Here is an 18,964-nt window from a genome sequence, read left to right as displayed (position 1 = left end):
GCCGCATGACGAATGACGGCGGCCCTGCCTGAACATATCCCTCCCACCGACTGGATGACGGCCGCGCCAACCCGTGCCGTGCTGGCCGCTCTGGGGGCTGGCGGCGCGACGGTGCGATTCGTTGGCGGCTGCGTCCGCGATGCCATTCTCGGCCTCAAGCCCGATGACATCGACCTGGCAACCCCGGAGACGCCGGATGTGGTGATCCGTCGTCTGGAAAAGGCGAAGCTGAAGGCGGTGCCCACCGGTATCGCCCATGGCACGGTTACCGCGGTGGCGCCGCCGGGCACCTTCCAGGTCACGACCCTGCGGCATGACGTTGCCACCGATGGGCGTCATGCCGAAGTGGTGTTCGGCACCGACTGGGCCGCGGATGCCCAGCGCCGCGATTTCACCATCAACGCGCTCTATGCCGATGCCGATGGCCGGTTGCATGATTTTACCGGCGGGCGGGCCGATCTGGCTGCCGGCATCGTGCGGTTCATCGGCGATCCCGAGCGCCGCGTGGCCGAGGATTACCTGCGGGTGCTGCGGTTTTTCCGCTTTCACGCCCGTTTCGCCAAGGGTGAGCCGGATGCGGCTTCTCTGGCCGCCTGTGCCGCGGCGAAAAACCGGCTCGACCGTCTGTCGGGCGAACGAATCCGTGATGAACTGCTGAAGATACTGGCGCTGCCGAATGCCGCTGCCGCGTTGGGACTGATGTACCAAAGCGGCGTATTACAGGCCCTGTTGCCGGAGGCACGGTTCGAACCGGCGCGCTTCGATGCCCTGGTCGACCTGCAGCGGGCGGTTGCCGCCAGCGGCGGCGTGGAGCCGGAAGTCTGGCCGCGGCTGGCGGTGCTGCTGGTGCCTGGCGATGCAGGCCCGGCGAGGGAAGGGCTGGCCGACAGGATTGCCGACCGGCTGCGTCTGTCGAATGCCCAGCGGTTACGGCTGAACGGATTGCTGGCGCCGCCAACGTTCGACATCGCCGCCCTGGCAGACGACACGGCCTTTTCCGAAATTCTCTATCGCTGTGGGACCGAACGCTGCCGCGACCAGTTGCTGTTACTGGCCAGCGTGGCGCCGGAGCAGCAGGACGTGGTCATCCGCCGGGCGGTTGCCACGGCCACATGGCAGCGGCCGATCTTTCCGTTGCGCGGAGCCGACGTCCTGGCCCTCGGGTTTTCGCCGGGGCCGACGGTCAGCGCGCTGCTCAACGACCTGGAATCCTGGTGGGTGGCGGGGGGGTTCCGGGCCGATCGCGAAGCCTGCCTCAAACGCTTGCGCGCCCGGGTGCAGACGACTGCCGAAGGACCATAATCCGGACCGGCGGAACGTCGTAACTATATAAAATTATTTGATTTTTCGCGAATGTTCGCCGTTGTGCGGCTGGGGTGGGACGCTAGTCCGATGCGGAAATACATACCCCTAGAAAGAACTCGAGCTCCACGTCGGCGCCGTAAACCCGGACGTCGATGTGGAGCTCGAGGCCAAGAACTATGAAACGCTACGACTTACTTCTTGGCAGCCTTCTTCTTGGCGGCCTTCTTCTTGGCCTTCGGCGCCTTCTTGGCCTTCGGGGCCTTCTTCGCCTTCACAGCCTTCTTAGCCACCTTCTTCTTAGCGGCCTTCTTTTTCGCAGCAGCCATGTTCTCCTCCATGGATTTGAGTACGGTTTTCACCGCAACGAAGTTTCGGGAAATGTTTCCCGAACAAGCGTATCTGTAGCACAACGCCGCGGTATTAACCACTAAATCTTGCGTAGTACTAAAAAATCCTTAATTGCGTGGCGAATCCGCCACGCCCGGCGGCACACTGCACGAACGGAAAAGCATCACTCAAGTAAAACGAAAACGAAGACTTGAGAATTTCACGACATTAAAAAAATCCGCATGAATTGCGGCTTTTTTTAACTAGGGCCATTTTACCATCGGTGGCATCGACATCAGGATTGCTTCGGTGTTGCCGCCGGTTTTCAGACCGAATGTGGTGCCGCGATCATAGAGCAAATTGAACTCGACATAGCGGCCTCGACGGATCAATTGATGCTCCCTTTCGGCCTCGGACCACGAATCATTGAGGTGCCGGAGGACGATTTTTGGGTAGGTTTCAAGGAACGATTCGCCGACCGTTTTCGTGAACTCGAAATCGCGTTCCCAGTCACCGCTGTCGAGCTGGTCATAGAAGATGCCGCCGACCCCACGGGGCTCGTCGCGATGAGGCAGATAGAAATACTCGTCGCACCACGTTTTGAATCGGGGGTAGTAGGCCGGGTCGAAGCGATCGCAGGCCGCCTTCAGGGCGGCATGGAAGTCGCGGGTGTCGGTTTCATCGGGGACCATCGGCGTCAGGTCGGCTCCGCCGCCGAACCAGGCCTTGCTGGTGACCAGGAAGCGGGTGTTCATGTGCACGGCCGGCACTTTCGGCGACTGCATATGGGCAACCAGCGAGATGCCCGAGGCCCAGAACCGGCCATCCCCGGCCGCACCGGGGATCTGCTTGCGGAATTCGGGCGAGAACTCGCCATGCACGGTGGAGACATTGACGCCCACCTTTTCGAAGACACGGCCGCGCATCACGCTCATCACGCCGCCGCCGCCGCCCGGGCGATCCCAGCTTTTACGTTCGAACCGGCCCGCGGGTCGGTCGCTGAGCGGCCCGTTCAGTTGATCCTCCAGGGATTCGAAAGCGGCGCAGATCCGGTCGCGCAGGGATTCAAACCATTCGCGCGCGCGGGTCTGGCGTTCAGTGATCGGGGCAGTCGTCATGGCGACAGGTCTCCTTAATCTAGGGGCGGCGCGGAAAGGCATCGAGCTGGCGCAAGGCCTCGCCCAATACCATGGCTGCGGCGGTTGCGACATTGATGGAACGCAGTCCGGGCTTCAGCGGGATCAGCAGGCGGGCATCGGCAGCGTCGTGCACGTAATCCGGTGCGCCTTTGCTTTCCCGGCCCATCAGCAAGATATCGTCCGGGGCGAAGTGGAACTCGGTATAGGGAATGGCCGACTTGGTGGTCATCAGCACCAGGCGCCCGACCGGGCGTTCGGCCTTGAAATGCTCCCAGCTGTCATGACGGGTGATATCCGCATGCTCAAGATAATCCATGGCGCTGCGCCGGACGGCCTGTACCGAAAAAGGGAAGCCGCAAGGCTCGATTACATGCACGGGTATATCCAGGCAGGCGCCCAGGCGCAGAATCGTGCCCAGATTGGGCGGGATGTCGGGTTCGAATAGGGCTAGCCGCATGGGGTCTTCCAAGGGATCCGATATATGCCGGTTTTTTCGCGGTTTGCCGGGGCGATTCCAACCCCAAGACCCCTGCGGCAACCTGTCGCATGCTTCCGGCTAAGCGCTGGACTTCGCCCACATATAGTGAGAAATATCCCCTCTCGTTTCCAAGTCCTTATTATCTTCGAGGGAGCTATGGCAGGGACAGCGACCCAAAAGGCCGGCACTGAGCCGACCCGCCGCGACTTTATTGTTGTCGCAGCGGGGGCATTCGGTGCCGTAGGGGCGGCGGCGGCCGTCTGGCCGTTCATTCACCAGATGAATCCGTCGGCCGACGTGCTGGCGCTCTCGAGCACCGAGGTCGATCTGAGCCAGATCGCCGCCGGCCAGAGCGTCACGATCTTGTGGCGCGGCAAGCCGGTCTTCGTGCGGCACCGCACCCAGGCCGAGATCGAGCAGGCCCGCAAGGACGATACCGCTGCCCTGCCGGATCCGGCCAAGGACGCCGATCGCGTCAAGAAGCCCGAATGGCTGGTCATGATGGGCGTGTGCACCCATCTGGGCTGTGTGCCGCTCGGTCAGAGTGGCGATTTCGGTGGCTGGTTCTGCCCGTGCCACGGCTCGCACTACGACACCTCCGGCCGTATCCGGAAAGGCCCTGCTCCGCTGAACCTGCCGGTTCCGGACTATGCCTTCCTGAACGATACCCGCATCCGCATCGGCTAAGGACCCCAACCGATGGCTGACAATACTTCCGGCTTTTTTGCCAACCCCGTCGTCAAGTGGATCGAATACCGCCTGCCGGTTTTCTCCACCCTGGATCACATGGTCGGTTCGCAGTATCCGACCCCGAAGAACCTCAGCTACTGGTGGAACTTCGGTTCGCTGGCCGGGCTGTGCTTGGTCATCCAGATCCTCACCGGCATCGTGCTGGTGATGCATTACACGCCGCACACCTCGATGGCCTTCGACTCCGTCGAGCACATCATGCGCGACGTGAACTATGGCTGGCTGCTGCGCTACATGCATGCCAACGGCGCCTCGATGTTCTTCATCGTGGTCTACATCCATATCTTCCGCGGCATGTATTACGGATCCTACAAGGCGCCGCGTGAAATCCTGTGGTGGCTGGGCCTTGTCATCTTCCTGCTGATGATGGCGACCGCTTTCATGGGCTATGTGCTTCCCTGGGGCCAGATGAGCTTCTGGGGCGCCACCGTGATCACCAACCTGTTCTCGGCCCTGCCGCTGGTCGGCGAGCCGATCGTCACCTGGCTGTGGGGCGGCTTCGCCGTCGACAACCCGACGCTGAACCGGTTCTTCTCGCTGCATTATCTGCTGCCGTTCGTGATCGTCGGCATCGTGATCCTGCACGTTCTGGCCCTGCACCAGCACGGCTCGAACAATCCGCTGGGCATCGATACCAAGGGTCCGCAGGACCGCATCCCGTTCCATCCCTACTACACCATCAAGGATGCGTTCGGCGTCGGCGTGTTCCTGATCTTCTTCAGCTTCTTCCTGTTCTACGCCCCGAACTACCTGGGTCACCCGGACAACTATATTCCGGCCAACCCGCTGGTGACGCCGGCGCATATCGTGCCGGAATGGTACTTCCTGCCGTTCTACGCGATCCTGCGCTCGGTGCCCGACAAGCTGGGTGGCGTGCTGCTGATGTTCGGTGCGATCCTGATCCTGTTCGTGCTGCCCTGGCTGGATACCAGCAAGGTGCGTTCGGCCAAGTTCCGGCCGATCTACAAGCAGCTCTTCTGGGTTTTCGTGCTGGCCTGCATCGGTCTGACCTATGCCGGCGGCCAGCCGCCGGAAGGCATGGCGCTGATCATCGGTCGCGTCTGCACCATCTACTACTTCGCCCATTTCATCATCCTGTTGCCGCTGGTCGGCTGGTTCGAAAAGCCGCTCAAGCTGCCGGCTTCGATCAGCGAACCAGTGCTGAAGGCCTAAGGCGGGGGATCGGACAATGAAAATGACAATGCGTGCGATCCTCGCCGTTCTGGCGCTCGGCGCTGCCACGCCGGCTTTCGCGGCCGGCACCCAGCCGACTCCGCCGGCGCAGAACTGGAGCTTCAACGGGCCGTTCGGCACCTTTGACCGGGCCGAGCTGCAGCGCGGCTATCAGGTCTACAAGGAAGTCTGCGCCGCCTGCCACTCGATGAAGTATGTGGCGTTCCGTAATCTGCGCGACATCGGCTTCAATGAGGCCGAGGTGAAGGCCTTGGCCGCCACCTTCCAGATCACCGATGGTCCGAACGATTCCGGCGAGATGTTCCAGCGTCCCGGCCTGCCGCAGGACAAGTTCCCGTCGCCTTTCCCGAACGAGAAGGCGGCGCGGGCTTCCAACGGTGGCGCTTATCCGCTGGACCTGTCGCTGATCGCCAAGGCCCGTGTCCACGGGCCGGATTATATCAAGGCCCTGCTGACCGGTTACAAGCCGGCGCCGGCCGGTTTCACCGTTGGCGAAGGCCTGCAGTACAACGAGTACTTCGCCGGCCACCAGATCGCGATGCCGCAGCCGCTGAACGACGATCAGGTCACCTATGCCGATGGCACCAAGGCCAGCGTCGAGCAGATGGCGCATGATGTCTCGGCTTTCCTGATGTGGGCGGCCGAGCCCAAGCTGGAAGACCGCAAGCGCATGGGTCTGAAGGTCATCATTTTCTTGGTCGTGCTGACCGGCCTGTTCTTTGCCGCCAAGAAGCGCATCTGGCGCAGCGTGCACTGAGCAAACACTCTGACAACACGGAAAAGGCCGCCATTTCGGCGGCCTTTTTTGTTGCGCGGCGTGGGGGGGTTTGCTTAAGTCGCGCGCGGCATTTCGGCTCGTTCAGGGCCGATTACGGATAGCAGGAGCAATGGCCATGGCGCTCAAGGCGAAAAAAGCCGGCAAGGCGAAAAAGACGGCTGCGCGGCGCAAGGTGGCGGTGGCCAAGACGAAATCCGCAGCCAAAGGCAAGCCGGCGAAGAAGGTGGCCAAGCGGCGCCCGGTCGAACTGGAAGGCGCCAGTGCGGCCACAGTCGGTTTTGCACGCGCGGCGGCGCGCTCGGTGCGTGGTGCGGGCCGGGCCGCAGGCATCCCCAAGCCATATGTCGTGAAGTCCGGCGAACCCGTGCGTATCGGCGTGCTGGGCGGCAGCGGCATCTACGGCATGGCCGGCCTGAAAAACACCAAGTGGCGCAAGGTCGGTACGCCCTGGGGCGATCCGTCGGACGAATTGCTGTTCGGCACGCTGGATGGCGCCGAACTGGTGTTCCTGCCGCGCCACGGCCGCGGCCATGTCCATTCGCCGTCAGAAGTGAATTATCGTGCCAATATCGACGCGCTGAAGCGGGTCGGCTGCCATGACGTGATCTCGGTTTCAGCCTGCGGGTCGTTCAAGGAAGCGCTGGCGCCGGGGACCTTCGTGATCGTCGACCAGTTCATCGACCGCACCTTCATGCGGCAAAAAAGCTTCTTCGGCACCGGCCTGGTGGCGCATGTCTCGGCGGCGCATCCGGTCTGCCACCGGCTGGGCGACGCGCTGGAAGCGGCCGCGAGGGATGCCGGCATCGTCGTGCAGCGTGGCGGCACCTATCTGTGCATGGAAGGACCGCAATTCTCCACCCAGGCGGAAAGCTTCCTCTACAAGAGCTGGGGTTGCGATGTGATCGGCATGACCAATGCACCGGAAGCCAAGCTGGCCCGCGAGGCCGAGCTTTGTTATGCCTCGGTCGCCATGGTCACGGATTATGATTGCTGGCATCCCGACCATGACCATGTGGATGTCGCCTCGGTGATCCGGGTTCTGCTCGGAAATGCCGAAAAGGGCCAGAACCTGGTTGCCAAGGCGGTGCCGTATCTGAAGGAACGTCCGGAACATTGCCACCAGGGATGTGACCGCGTTCTGGATACCGCGCTGATTACCGCGCCGGAAAAACGCGATCCGGCGCTGATCAAGAAGCTCGATGCGGTCGCCGGCCGCATTCTGAAAGCCTGATACGCAGAAGGATTCCGATCGCCATGCAGGGCATCAAGGACAAGATCCGCACCATCCCCGATTATCCGAAGCCGGGAATCATGTTCCGCGATATCACCACGCTGCTGCAGGATGCGCGCGGGTTTCGCAAGACCGTCGACGAGATGGTGCAGCCCTTCGCCGGCACCCGGATTGACAAGGTGGTGGGGATCGAGGCGCGCGGCTTCATCCTGGGCGGCGCCATCGCGCATCAGCTTTCGATCGGTTTCGTGCCGGTGCGCAAGCGCGGCAAACTGCCGTCCAAAACCCTGTCGCAGGAATACCAGCTTGAATACGGCACCGATGCGATGGAAATCCATGTTGATGCCATCCAGCCGGGCGAGCAGGTTCTGATCGTCGACGATCTCATCGCCACGGGTGGCACCGCCGAGGCTGCCGTGAAGCTGATCCGCGCCCATAAGGGCGAGGTGGTTGGCTGCTCCTTCATCATCGACCTGCCCGAGCTGGGTGGTCGCAAGCGGCTGGAAGCGCTGGATGTGAAGGTGCTGTCGCTCTGCGAATTCGAGGGGCACTGATTTGGCGCACCGCATCCTCGGTCTGGACCATACCGTCCATGCCGTCGCCGACCTTGAGGCGGCAAAAGCCAACTGGCAGCGGCTGGGGTTCACGCTCACGCCGCGCGGCCGGCATATCGGCTGGGCCACCGGCAATTACTGCATCATGTTTCCGCGCAACTACCACGAACTGCTCGGCATTGCCGAGCCGGGCGGTTATACCGCCGGGCTGGAAGATGCGTTGAAGGCCCGAGGCGAGGGGCTGCAGAAAGTGGCTTTCGCCACCGATGACGCGCTGGCCGCCGCGGCCGAGATGACGGCGTCCGGCCTCAATCCGCCCGAGCCGCAGAGTCTGAAACGCGAACTGGAACTGCCCGAGGGCACGGTATTGCCGGCCTTCACGCTACTGATGCTGCCCGCCGCAGCATCGCCGCAACTGCCGGCCTTCCTGTGCCAGCATCTGACGCCGGAGTTGCTGCGCAAGCCGGAATGGCTGCTGCATCCCAACGGCGCCCAGACCATCAACGGCATCGTCGTGGTGACCGATGATCCGCCGGCACTGGAATTGCCTTATGAAATCCTGGTCGGCGCAGGCAGTGCCGTGCGCACCGACCGTATGCTGGCGGTGCGCGCCGGCGGCGAGTCGATCCTGTTCGTCACGCCCGATGACCTCGACACGCTGTTCCCCGATATCGAGCATCCGGCACGGCCGACGCCCTATATCGCCGGGCTGCGACTGCGCGTGCATAATACCGAAGCGGCCGCGTCTTATTTCAGCGCCGCCGGCATCGATCATGCACGCAGCATGGATGGAACCGTGCTGGTGCCGGCCGCCGCAGCCAATGGCTGCTTCCTGGAGTTTTCCAGCCGGGCTTAAGCGGCTTTAGAGAATCGCTTCAAAAAAGGCCAGCGTGCGGCGCCGCGCCAGGGTGGCGGCCCGGGCGTCATAACTGGCGCGCTGGTCGCAGTTGAAGCCGTGATCGGCGTCGTAGATGTGGGTCGTGATGGTCGGATGTTTGGCTTTCATGCCCTCGGCGAGGCTGAGCGGGATCATGGCGTCCCGCGCGCCGAAATGCAGCAGGGCAGGGCAGAGCGGAGCGCGATCGATCAGTTCCGCCCACGGGCCGCCGTAATAACCCACCGAAGCCGCCAGGCCGGGCACCAGCGCGGCCGCCAGCCAAGTGACGCCGCCGCCGTAGCAATAGCCCACGGTGCCGACGCGACCAGCGCTGTTGGCCGCCGTCACCGCCGCGGTGACATCCTTCATGCAATCCGACCAGTTCATCTTGCCGCGCCATTCACGGCCTTTGGCCACGTCTTCGGCGCTGTAGCCCAGATCGATGCCAGGCTGCAGGCGGTCGAACAGGGCCGGGGCGACGCAGTAATAGCCGTCGGCGGCAAAGCCATCGGTCACCGCCTTGATATGGCCGTTCACCCCGAAGATTTCCTGGATCACCACGATGCCGCCCTTCGGCGTGCCCTTCGGCTCGGCGATATATGCGCCGAAGCGATGGCCATCGGCGGCGGTCAGGCTGGTCATTGCACCCATTACGGTCTCCTCAGGCCGGATTGCGGAAACGCATGATGCCGATGCTGGTGTAGCGCATCACCAGCTCGTCCTTCTGGTTGAAGGCTTCGATCAGGAACCGGCCGGAGCCGATGCCGGGCCGGCTGCGCGACGGGGTCTTCTCAACGCAGGTCATACGGGCGCGGATGGTGTCACCCGGCCGCACCGGTTTCAGCCAGGCCAGATCGTCGAAACCGGGCGAACCCAGGCTGGCCTCCAGGTCGACGGCAGCATCGACCAGCAGCCGCATCACCGTCGCGGCCGTATGCCAGCCAGACGCCACCAGGCCGCCGAAGGACGATGACTTGGCCGCTTCAGGGTCGATGTGAAAGGGCTGTGGGTCGAACTGCCGGGCGAAGGCAATGATGGCATCCTGGGTAAAGGTATGGCTGCCCAGGTCGCGTGCGGCGCCGATCTCGATGTCTTCGAAATACTGCATCCGATCCTTCCTCAGGCCTGCGTCGGCCGGCGGCCATACATGCCCTTGGCCTGCATGGTCAGCACGACCTCACCCTTCTGGTTCCGCATCTCGTAGCGGGAGGTGATCACGCCCCGGTCGGGCTTGGACTGCGAGGGGCGCACATCCAGAACCTCGCCGCGAAGCTGCAAGGTGTCGCCTGGAAAAACCGGCTTTACCCAGCGCAACTGATCGACGCCGGGTGAACCCATGCTGGCGTATTTGCCGATCATATGATCGACCAGCATGCGCATCATCAGCCCGGCCGTGTGCCAGCCGGATGCGCAAAGGCCGCCAAACAGCGACTGCTTGGCGGCCTCCTTGTCGAGATGGAAGGGCTGCGGATCGTAATCGCGCGCAAAGCCGATGATCTCTTCTTCGCTCACCGTGCGAGGCGGAAATTCCAACACCTGCCCGACGGCGAAATCTTCCAGATATTTCATGTCGTTTCTTATGTGTTGAAGCGGAAGTGCATGATGTCGCCATCCTGCACGATGTAATCCTTTCCTTCCAGACGCAATTTGCCGGCATCGCGGGCGCCCGCCTCACCCTTGCCGGCGACATAATCGGCATAGGCGATGGTTTCGGCGCGAATGAAGCCCTTTTCGAAATCGGTATGGATCGCGCCGGCGGCTTCCGGCGCCTTGGCGCCCTTGCGCACGGTCCAGGCACGGGCCTCCTTGGGGCCAATCGTAAAGAAGGTCAGCAGATCGAGCAGGTTGTAGCCGGCGCGGATCACGCGGGCCAGGCCGGTTTCCTTCAGGCCCAGATCGGCCAGGAAAGCCTGCTTCTCCTCATCGGAGTCGAGCTGAGCCACTTCGGCCTCGATGGCAGCCGAGATCACCACCATGGCGGCGCCCTCGGCATCGGCCTTGGCTTTCACGCGGGCCGAGAAGGCATTGCCTTCCGCGGCGGAAGCCTCTTCGACATTGCAGACATAGAGCACCGGCTTGGCGGTGATCAGCATCAGCTCTCTGTAAAGCTTCTTCTCGTCGTCGGTCGGTACCACGGTGCGGGCCGGCTTGCCGTCGCGAAGCGCGGCCAGCACCTTTTCCATCACCGCCAGTCGGGCTTTTTCTTCTTCATTGCCCTGTTTGGCGCGTTTGGCGGTCATGTCGACGCGACGTTCCAGGCTTTCCAGATCGGACAGCATCAGCTCCGTCTCGACCGTCTCCGCATCGGCGACCGGATCGACCCGACCCTCGACGTGGGTGATGTCGCCATCCTCAAAACAGCGCAGCACATGGCAGATCGCATCCACCTCGCGGATATGGGCCAGGAACTGGTTGCCCAGGCCTTCGCCCTTCGAGGCGCCGCGCACCAGGCCGGCGATGTCGACGAAGGTAAGCTGGGTCGGAATGATCTTGGCGGAACCGGCAATGCCGGCCAGCACGTCCAGGCGTTCATCCGGCACACCCACCAGGCCGGTATTGGGCTCGATGGTGCAGAACGGATAATTGGCCGCCTGGGCGGCCGCGGTTTGCGTCAGGGCATTGAACAGGGTCGACTTGCCTACATTGGGAAGACCGACGATGCCGCACTTGAAACCCATATCAACTTTCCTTCGTTTTCTCTGTCTTGGGTGGCTGCAGGCGTAGCGCCACCTTGGTCATGAAGCCGGTATCGTCGTTCCGGGCCAGGTAGCCGGCCTCGGCCGCGATGGCGGCCAGCAGCGGATCGAGCCAATCGTGCTCTTCCGCCCCGAAATTCTGCAGCACATAGCCCAGCACGCGATCCTTGCCGGGATGGCCGATGCCAATGCGCAGTCGGCGGTAATCCGCGCCGATGGCGGCGTCCACCGAGCGCAGGCCGTTATGGCCGGCATGGCCGCCGCCGGTCTTCATGCGGATCTTGCCCGCGGCCAGGTCCAGTTCGTCATGCACGACCACCACCTGGGCCGGCGGCAGCTTGTAGAAATGCGCAGCTTCCCCGACCGATTTACCCGACAGGTTCATATAGGTCTGCGGTTTGAGAAGCAGGGTCTTGGTGCCGCTCAACACGCCTTCGGCCAGCTCACCCTGGAAGCGCTTCTTGAACGGCTGGAAATTATGCTGCTCGGCAATGGCATCGACGGCCATGAAACCGACATTGTGGCGCTGGCGTTTGTGTTCGCTGCCCGGGTTGCCCAGTCCGACGAGAAGCAGCATGGCGGTTCAGCGTCCGGGGTAAAGATCGTGAGTGGGCGAAGAAGGCCGGGTGGCGCCCGCAAAAGGCGCCACCCGGATAAGCGTTACTTCTTGGCCGCCGGCTTGGCAGCCGCAGCCGGAGCGGCCTTGGCAGCCGGGGCAGCGGCACCAGCAGCCGGAGCCGCAGCGGCAGCTTCGGCCTTCGGCGCGGCTTCGTCTTCCTTGGTCGGCGCGGCGATGGTCGCAACGGTGAAGTCGCGATCCTGGATCACCGGCTTGACACCCTGAGGAAGCTGGAAGGCCGAGATGTGGATCGAGTGGCCGATTTCCATGCCGGCCAGGCTGATCGACAGCGCTTCCGGAATGTTGTCGGGCTGGCAGAAGAACTCGACTTCGTGGCGCACGATATTGAGCACGCCGCCCTTCTTGATGCCCGGGCTCTGGTCCTGATCCAGGAAGTGCACGGGAATGAAGATGCGGACCTTCGAGTCCTTGCCGATGCGCTGGAAGTCGACGTGGATCGGCCGGTCGCTGACCGGATCGAGCTGCACGTCGCGCGCCAGAACGCGCTCGGTCTTGCCGGCAATGTCGATGGTGAACAGACGCGAGAAGAAGCTGCCCTTGTGCAGTTCCTTCAGCAGTTCACGGGAATCAACCGAGATCAGTTCCGGGGTCTGCTTTTCGCCATAGATGACCCCCGGCACACGACCCTTCAGTCGCGTTGCACGGGCGGTCCCCTTGCCGGCCCTCGACCTCGCCTCGGCGGCGATGGTGGTTACGTCACGCATGATTGCGCTCCTTACTTAAGTACGGCCCCGACACCATGCCAGGCCCGTTTCCGACGCCGGCCTCCAGGGGTGCCGCACGCCGAAACTCTGAAACTCGTTCAATCGAACAGGCTGGAGACCGAAGCCTCCTCGCTGATCCGCCGCATCGCCTCGCCAACCAGCGGCGCGATCGACACCTGGCGGATATTGCGCGCCAGGCGGACCGCTTCGGTCGCCAGGATCGAGTCGGTGATGACCAGGCCTTCCAGTTGGCTGGCGGTGACGCGGGCTACCGCACCGCCCGACAGCACGCCATGGGTCACATAGGCATAAACGGATTTAGCGCCGTGCTTTTTCAGCGCCTCGGCGGCGTTGCACAGCGTACCGGCCGAGTCGACGATGTCGTCGACCAGGATGCAGCGGCGGCCTTCGACGTCGCCGATGATGTTCATCACTTCCGACACGCCGGCCTTTTCACGGCGCTTGTCGACGATGGCAAGGTCGGCATCCAGGCGCTTGGCGATATTGCGGGCGCGCACCACGCCGCCGACGTCAGGCGATACCACCATCAGGTCGTCGCCCTGCAGATGCTGCTTGATGTCTGCGGTCAATGCCGGACCGGCCATCAAATTGTCGGTCGGGATGTCGAAGAAGCCCTGGATCTGGCCGGCATGCAGGTCCAGCGTCAGCACGCGATTGGCGCCGGCAGCGGTGATCAGGTTGGCGACCAGCTTGGCCGAGATCGGCGTGCGCGGACCTGGCTTGCGGTCCTGCCGGGCATAGCCGAAATAGGGCAGCACGGCGGTGATGCGGCGGGCCGAGGAGCGCTTGAGCGCGTCGATGCAGACCAGCAGTTCCATCAGATGGTCGTTGGCCGGATAGGAGGTCGACTGGATCACGAAGACATCCTCACCGCGGACGTTTTCGTGGATCTCGACAAAGACTTCCATATCGGAGAAGCGACGCACGCTGGCTTTGGCGAGCGGGACCGACAGATAAGCCGCAATGGCTTCCGCCAGCGGACGATTGGAATTACCCGCCAAAACTTTCATGACAGAGCTCTGTGGATGCGCCGGAGCAGGGGTGAAAAACCGCGCGGACTATAACCGCCGGTTACACTGCTGTAAACCCGGAATTATCCTTTAATTTCAGGATTTTGCAGGTGGTAATGCGGGGCGGGTGCGGCGCCGGCTCTCGATGATCTGGCTTAAGCCCTGCCAGCCGCCCTGGGCGATGATATGGGCGGTGGTGCCCCAGGACTGGCTGAGCTGGCCTTTGGGGATGCGGTTGGCCTGTTTCACCTCCCCCAGCCTGCTGCCATCGGCGCCCAGCAGGGTCCATTCGATGGTCACCCGTTCCGAGGCCGGACCATCGGCCCAGACCTGAACCTCGCAGGCGATCACGAAATCCGCGCCGGCCGGATCGGGCAGCGGCGCCTGGCCCCCCAGGATCAGGATTTCGCGCATGGCCTGGCGCAGGCTGCGGTTGCCGTCACCCGGCGCGCCCTGACATTCCCGTACCGCCAGTTTGGCCGGCGCCGCCTCGGCCCCCTGCGTTGCGGCAATGGTGTGTTCGCTCAGCCGGGCGGCAATGGCGACGGCCATCACCTCGGCCGCCTGTTTCACGGCGCCGGCATCCCCCGCCGCCAGACGGGCCGCCGGCACGCCGAGCGGGCGACCGCCGGCCTGCGGCTGGCCGCCATCCAGCGATGTTTCGGCCCAGCGCCACAGCGTGTCGTCCCCGCGCGGTTCCAGGCTGACACTGAGGGTGGACGACAACCGACTGCGCGCCAAGGCGCTGGCGGCGACTTCCTTTTCCGCCAGGGCTTCGGCCAGGGCCTCGGCCAGGGCGGCGCCTTGCCCGGCCGGCAGACCGGCCACCGGCGGCACGAAAATGCTGGTCTCGCCAATCGGCCGCACCAGCGAGCTGCTTGCCTTGGTGCGGGAATCGGCCTGGAACGGCTGCGGCAGCGGCTGGCACGCCACTAGGCCAGCCAGGATCAGGAACAGGGGCAAGGTTTTAACCGAGGACACAGCTCACCATCATGGCCAGAAGAAACATCGCGAGAAAAATGAACAGGTGCGGCATTGCCGTTTAGCCCGAACGGATGTCAGACCGGCAGGGCGATCGCCGAAACCTGCCGGCCGTAATCGGATTCTCCAGCCAGCGTCATGCGGCGATAGCTGTAGAAACGATCCGGGTCGCTGCAGGTATCAAGGTTCAGATTATCGGCCTCCACGCCCATGCGCTCAAGACGCTGCAGCAGATAGCGCGGCAGGTCGAACTGCCAATGGCTGGCCCGCTTGCCGTCGGCAAAGAAGCGGGCATTTTGTGCGTCAGCCTTCAGGAATTCCTCACGGAATGGCACGCTGACCTCATAGGAAGCCTGCCCGATGCAGGGGCCGATGACGGCGCGCATGCGATTGCGCCGTCCGCCCAGACGTTCCATCGCGGCGATGGTGGCATCAGTCACACCGGCCAGCGCGCCGCGCCAGCCGGCATGGCAGGCGCCGATCACGGCCGCGTCCGCATCGGCAAACAGCACAGGGGCGCAATCGGCCGACAGGATGCCCAATGCGATGCCGCGTTGCGTTGTTGCCATGCCATCGGCCTTAGGGCGTTGTGCCGCATCGTAGCCGGCATCGACGGTCACGACATCGCGGCCATGCACCTGGTATAACGAGATCAGGCCCAGGGGGGCCTGTAGATATGCAGCCACGCGGCGGCGATTTTCCTGCACTGCGGCTGCATCATCGCCCGAGCCGGGGCCGCAATTGAGCGAAGCATACAGCCCGGTCGAGACGCCGCCGCGCCGGGTGAAAAAACCATGCGGCAGGCCCGCCAGGCCTGAGGCCGTGACGGGTGCAATATCGCCGGACATCTGAGCGGGCACGGGGTGCGTCATGCAAATCCTGCGGGCATAGGCGACTCTGGCGGCAACAGGGCCAAAGCCTTGAACAGGGTGCCCATCGCTTCCGGTCCGGTCAACCGCTGCACGGCGCGTTCGATATCGCCCTGCACGGCGGGATTTGCCTGTTTCAATGCCGCCGCGCGTGCGCGGATGCCCAGCGCTTCAAGAAATGTCCCCTGACCGGCGGGGCCAAAGACAGCGGCGCCGGCGCGCGTTGCGGCCAAGGCGAAAGACGCGAAATCGACATGGGCGGTCAGGTCGGCCAGGCCGGGATCGCTCAGGGGATCGGCGTAGGTGTGGCGATATACCGCCTGCAGGGTTTCGCCGATGCCCGGCGTGGCATAGCCGTAATCGACAAACAGCGCAGCCCCGCCCTGCAGGCGCAGGCGTGCGGCGATATCGACGGCAACGGCGCGCATGGCGGGGCTCGATTCGACGATGGCTCCGGGTGGTGCTTCACGCAATTCCGGTGGCAGCAGATCGTCGAAGGGCAGGGCGCGCGGATCGAGCAGGAAACAGAGGCTGCCGGAATCGTCCAGACCGACGCAGCGTTCATGCCAGGCGCCGTCGTCGCCGCGCTGGAATTGCCGGATTGGCAGAGCGTCGAGGAATTCGTTGGCCAAAACGAAGATCGGCGCATCCTTTGGGATGGCCGCGATATCCTCGTGCCAGACGGCATCCTCGCCGGCCAGCAATTCGGCCTGCATGCCACGCAGCCGGGCCGATGCCTCGATCAATACCGGCTGCAACGCCTTGCGGAACGGCGGCAGGGCACGGATGGCGCGCAGGGCATCGTGCATCAGCGTGCCGCGGCCGGGGCCGAGTTCGACCAGATAGCATTTCGACGGGCCACCCTGTTTCAGCCAGCAATCGGCCGCCCACAGACCCAGCAATTCGCCGAACATCTGGCTGATCTCGGGCGCGGTGGTGAAATCGCCGCCCAGGCCGATGGCCTGCTGGGTGCGATAATAGCCATGTTCGGGATGCAGCAGGCAGTCGGCCATGTAAGCCGCCACCGTGATTGGTCCCTCGGCGGCGATGCGCCGAAGCAGGATGTCGCGCAGCGGCGCGTCGGTCATGCGGTCTTGAGGCGACGCGACCACCAGATCACGCCGATCCCGACCAGCACCATGGGCAGCGAAAGCCATTGCCCCATCGTGGTGCCGCCGACCAGATAGCCGATCTGCGCATCCGGTTCGCGGAAAAGCTCGCCGACGATGCGCGCCGTGCCATAGCCGACCAGGAACAGGCCCGACAGCAGGCCCGGGCGATCCATCGCCCTGGAATTCCAGCGCACGAGGTTGAGCAGCAGAAAGAGCAGAACGCCCTCCATCGCCGCCTGATAAAGCTGGCTGGGATGGCGCGGTACAGGGCCGCCGGTGGGAAATACCATGGCCCAGGCGACATCCGGAGCAACGCGGCCCCAAAGCTCGCCGTTGATGAAATTGGCGATGCGGCCGAAAAACAGGCCGATCGGCGTCACGCAGGCAATCGTATCAGTGAAGGCGAGGAAACGAATGCCGCTCCAGCGGCAATAGCCGATCATGGCGACAATCACGCCCAGCATGCCGCCATGGAACGACATGCCACCCTGCCAGACCGCGAAGATCTCGGCCGGATGCTGCAGGTAATAACCCAGATTGTAGAACAGCACATAACCAAGCCGGCCGCCGAGCACGACGCCCAGTGTGGCCCAGAGCAGGAAGCCATCGACCTGCTCGGGCGTCACCATGCTGCCGGGGCGTTTCGCGATCCGCATCGCCAGCCGCCAGCCCGCAATCAGGCCGACGATATAGGCGAGCGCATACCAGCGGATGGCAAACGGCCCGATCGCCACCGCGACCGGATCAACCACCGGAAAGGCGAGAACGGGCAGGGTGGAGAACAGCATCACTCGTCCTGTGGCTCGCCTGCGCCACGCGGGCGCAGCGTCGGGAAGGCGATCACTTCGCGGATGGTGGGCGAGTTGGTCAGCAGCATGGCCAGGCGGTCGATGCCGATGCCCAGGCCACCCATCGGCATCATGCCGGCCGACTGGGCTTTCAGGAAATCCTCATCGATGCGATGCGCTTCATCATCGCCGCCGTCGCGCTGGCTCTGCTGGTCCTCGAAACGGGCGCGCTGTTCCAGCGGATCGGCCAGCTCGGAAAACGCATTGGCGATTTCCCAGGTGTTGCAGAAGGTCTCGAAACGCTCGGCAATCGCCGGATTGGCGTGATTGGCCTTGGCCAGCGGCGAAATCGCCTTGGGCAGGGCCACCACGTGGGTCGGCTGTATCAGGTTGGGTTCGACGAAATGCTCGAAGCAGGCTTCCACCACCTTGCCCCAGCTCGCGCCGTCGGCAATCTCGACGCCGGCCTTCTTCGCCGCTTCGCGGGCCTGGGCATCGTCCAGCCCTTCCAGCTTCACCTTGCCGTGTTCCTCGATCAGACCCAGCATGGTGGCGCGGCGGAAGGGCGGCGTGAAATCGATCTCATGCTCGCCGAACTTCACCTTGGTGCCGCCGGTGGCGACAATCGCCGCGTTGGCGATGGTGCGTTCGGCGATGTCCATCATGTCCTCGTAATCGGCATAAGCCTGATAGAGTTCCATGGTGGTGAATTCGGGATTGTGGCGCGGCGAGATGCCCTCGTTGCGGAAGCAGCGGTTGATCTCAAAGACCTTCTCGCTCAGGCCGCCGATCACCAGCCGCTTGAGATGCAGCTCGGGCGCGATGCGCATGTAGAGCGGAATGTCCAGCGCGTTGTGGTGCGTCACGAAAGGCCGCGCGATGGCGCCGCCCGGGATCGTGTGCAACATCGGCGTCTCGACTTCCAGGAAGCCTTCGCCACTGAGGAAGTTGCGCACCGACTGAATGATGCGGAAGCGTGTGCGCAGGGTGGTGCGACTCTCTTCGTTGCCGATCAGGTCGTATTCGCGGTGGCGATAACGCTGCTCGACATTCTTCAGGCCGTGCCATTTCTCCGGCGGCGGTTCCAGCGCCTTGGCCAGCAGGACTATCTCCTTGGCATCCACCGTGATCTCGCCGCGCTTGGTGCGGCGCACGGTGCCGCGCACGCCGATGATATCGCCCAGGTCGAGCGCCTTCATCACTGTGGCAAAAATGCCCTGCACGTCTTCCTTGGCGGAATAGACCTGCAGTTTCACGGTATCGTCGACCAGATCGATGAACATGCCGCTGTTGCGGATCGCCATCACGCGGCCGGCCACGGCCACGCTGTCGTCGGTGCGTTCGTCGGGCTGCAGATGGGCATAGGCCTCATGCACCGCCGCGTTCTTGTGCGATTTGGGGAATTTCGGCGCAGCATAAGGATCCAGCCCCAACTGGCGCAGTTGGGCCAGCTTGGCTTCACGATTGGCGCGTTCGCCGGAAACGTCGACGGGGGTCTGCTCGGTCACGA

The 18,964-nt window shown here is 63.6% G+C and carries 22 protein-coding genes; 7 read left to right on the top strand and 15 right to left on the bottom strand.

Annotated features, from left to right (window positions below):
- Positions 1-12: 12 nt before the first annotated feature.
- A complete protein-coding gene (locus tag ACE3OO_RS03055) occupies positions 13-1,302 on the top strand; it encodes a CCA tRNA nucleotidyltransferase (RefSeq protein WP_374299585.1) in 1,290 nt (429 codons plus the stop codon).
- Positions 1,303-1,496: 194 nt separating this feature from the next.
- On the opposite strand, the gene ACE3OO_RS03050 is transcribed toward ACE3OO_RS03055, so the two are convergent.
- The 3 genes from ACE3OO_RS03050 to ACE3OO_RS03040 all read right to left on the bottom strand — a co-directional run bounded on the left by ACE3OO_RS03050 (position 1,497) and on the right by ACE3OO_RS03040 (position 3,228).
- On the bottom strand, positions 1,497-1,631 hold the full coding sequence (locus ACE3OO_RS03050) for a hypothetical protein (protein ID WP_300302980.1): 135 nt from the start codon (positions 1,629-1,631) through the stop codon (positions 1,497-1,499).
- Positions 1,632-1,895: 264 nt separating this feature from the next.
- On the bottom strand, positions 1,896-2,750 hold the full coding sequence (gene hemF / locus ACE3OO_RS03045) for an oxygen-dependent coproporphyrinogen oxidase (protein ID WP_374304655.1): 855 nt from the start codon (positions 2,748-2,750) through the stop codon (positions 1,896-1,898).
- A gap of 19 nt (positions 2,751-2,769) precedes the next feature.
- On the bottom strand, positions 2,770-3,228 hold the full coding sequence (locus ACE3OO_RS03040) for a tRNA (cytidine(34)-2'-O)-methyltransferase (protein ID WP_374299582.1): 459 nt from the start codon (positions 3,226-3,228) through the stop codon (positions 2,770-2,772).
- Positions 3,229-3,405: 177 nt separating this feature from the next.
- Between ACE3OO_RS03040 and petA the strand changes: the two genes are divergently transcribed.
- The 6 genes from petA to ACE3OO_RS03010 all read left to right on the top strand — a co-directional run bounded on the left by petA (position 3,406) and on the right by ACE3OO_RS03010 (position 8,612).
- The gene (gene petA, locus ACE3OO_RS03035) at positions 3,406-3,936 is read left to right on the top strand and encodes a ubiquinol-cytochrome c reductase iron-sulfur subunit (protein WP_374299580.1); all 531 of its coding nucleotides are present in this window, start codon (positions 3,406-3,408) and stop codon (positions 3,934-3,936) included.
- 12 nt (positions 3,937-3,948) lie between these two features.
- On the top strand, positions 3,949-5,172 hold the full coding sequence (locus ACE3OO_RS03030; protein WP_374299578.1) for a cytochrome bc complex cytochrome b subunit: 1,224 nt from the start codon (positions 3,949-3,951) through the stop codon (positions 5,170-5,172).
- A 22-nt stretch (positions 5,173-5,194) separates the two neighbouring features.
- The gene (locus ACE3OO_RS03025) at positions 5,195-5,950 is read left to right on the top strand and encodes a cytochrome c1 (protein WP_374299576.1); all 756 of its coding nucleotides are present in this window, start codon (positions 5,195-5,197) and stop codon (positions 5,948-5,950) included.
- Positions 5,951-6,374: 424 nt separating this feature from the next.
- The gene (locus ACE3OO_RS03020; RefSeq protein ID WP_374304654.1) at positions 6,375-7,202 is read left to right on the top strand and encodes an S-methyl-5'-thioadenosine phosphorylase; all 828 of its coding nucleotides are present in this window, start codon (positions 6,375-6,377) and stop codon (positions 7,200-7,202) included.
- A 23-nt stretch (positions 7,203-7,225) separates the two neighbouring features.
- Positions 7,226-7,756 (top strand): adenine phosphoribosyltransferase, encoded by a 531-nt coding sequence (locus ACE3OO_RS03015; RefSeq protein WP_374299574.1) that lies wholly within the window; start codon positions 7,226-7,228, stop codon positions 7,754-7,756.
- A gap of 1 nt (position 7,757) precedes the next feature.
- A complete protein-coding gene (locus ACE3OO_RS03010) occupies positions 7,758-8,612 on the top strand; it encodes a VOC family protein (protein WP_374299572.1) in 855 nt (284 codons plus the stop codon).
- Positions 8,613-8,618: 6 nt separating this feature from the next.
- Here ACE3OO_RS03010 and ACE3OO_RS03005 read toward each other — a convergent pair whose 3' ends face one another.
- The 12 genes from ACE3OO_RS03005 to lysS form a co-directional block, all read right to left on the bottom strand.
- Positions 8,619-9,284, bottom strand: a complete 666-nt coding sequence (locus ACE3OO_RS03005) for a dienelactone hydrolase family protein (protein WP_374299570.1) — start codon at positions 9,282-9,284, stop codon at positions 8,619-8,621.
- Positions 9,285-9,294: 10 nt separating this feature from the next.
- A complete protein-coding gene (locus tag ACE3OO_RS03000) occupies positions 9,295-9,741 on the bottom strand; it encodes a MaoC family dehydratase (RefSeq protein WP_374299569.1) in 447 nt (148 codons plus the stop codon).
- An 11-nt stretch (positions 9,742-9,752) separates the two neighbouring features.
- On the bottom strand, positions 9,753-10,202 hold the full coding sequence (locus ACE3OO_RS02995) for a MaoC family dehydratase (protein ID WP_374299567.1): 450 nt from the start codon (positions 10,200-10,202) through the stop codon (positions 9,753-9,755).
- 8 nt (positions 10,203-10,210) lie between these two features.
- On the bottom strand, positions 10,211-11,311 hold the full coding sequence (gene ychF, locus ACE3OO_RS02990) for a redox-regulated ATPase YchF (protein WP_374299565.1): 1,101 nt from the start codon (positions 11,309-11,311) through the stop codon (positions 10,211-10,213).
- A gap of 1 nt (position 11,312) precedes the next feature.
- Positions 11,313-11,906: an aminoacyl-tRNA hydrolase gene (gene pth / locus ACE3OO_RS02985; RefSeq protein WP_374299563.1), complete on the bottom strand. Its 594-nt coding sequence runs from the start codon at positions 11,904-11,906 to the stop codon at positions 11,313-11,315.
- Positions 11,907-11,989: 83 nt separating this feature from the next.
- A complete protein-coding gene (locus tag ACE3OO_RS02980; RefSeq protein ID WP_374299561.1) occupies positions 11,990-12,673 on the bottom strand; it encodes a 50S ribosomal protein L25/general stress protein Ctc in 684 nt (227 codons plus the stop codon).
- Between the two features lie 98 nt (positions 12,674-12,771).
- Positions 12,772-13,704 carry a ribose-phosphate pyrophosphokinase gene (locus ACE3OO_RS02975; protein WP_374299559.1) on the bottom strand — a complete coding sequence of 311 codons (933 nt, stop codon included), beginning with the start codon at positions 13,702-13,704 and terminating at the stop codon, positions 12,772-12,774.
- A gap of 96 nt (positions 13,705-13,800) precedes the next feature.
- Positions 13,801-14,685, bottom strand: coding sequence for a hypothetical protein (locus tag ACE3OO_RS02970; RefSeq protein ID WP_374299557.1), 885 nt, complete (start codon positions 14,683-14,685; stop codon positions 13,801-13,803).
- A gap of 77 nt (positions 14,686-14,762) precedes the next feature.
- Positions 14,763-15,557, bottom strand: a complete 795-nt coding sequence (gene pgeF, locus ACE3OO_RS02965; protein WP_374299555.1) for a peptidoglycan editing factor PgeF — start codon at positions 15,555-15,557, stop codon at positions 14,763-14,765.
- Positions 15,554-16,711: a class I SAM-dependent methyltransferase gene (locus ACE3OO_RS02960; protein ID WP_374299554.1), complete on the bottom strand. Its 1,158-nt coding sequence runs from the start codon at positions 16,709-16,711 to the stop codon at positions 15,554-15,556. The genes pgeF and ACE3OO_RS02960 overlap by 4 nt, the downstream gene beginning before the upstream one ends.
- Positions 16,639-17,454: a prolipoprotein diacylglyceryl transferase gene (gene lgt / locus ACE3OO_RS02955; RefSeq protein WP_374299552.1), complete on the bottom strand. Its 816-nt coding sequence runs from the start codon at positions 17,452-17,454 to the stop codon at positions 16,639-16,641. Before lgt ends, ACE3OO_RS02960 begins: the two co-directional genes overlap by 73 nt.
- The gene (lysS, locus tag ACE3OO_RS02950; RefSeq protein ID WP_374299550.1) at positions 17,454-18,962 is read right to left on the bottom strand and encodes a lysine--tRNA ligase; all 1,509 of its coding nucleotides are present in this window, start codon (positions 18,960-18,962) and stop codon (positions 17,454-17,456) included. Before lysS ends, lgt begins: the two co-directional genes overlap by 1 nt.
- Between the last annotated feature and the right edge of the window lie 2 nt (positions 18,963-18,964).

The organism is Ferrovibrio sp., assembly GCF_041906005.1.
In the GTDB taxonomy this organism is placed as follows: domain Bacteria; phylum Pseudomonadota; class Alphaproteobacteria; order Ferrovibrionales; family Ferrovibrionaceae; genus Ferrovibrio.
Note: the sequence above shows the minus strand (reverse complement) of the source record. Positions and strands in the feature narration are given on the sequence as shown.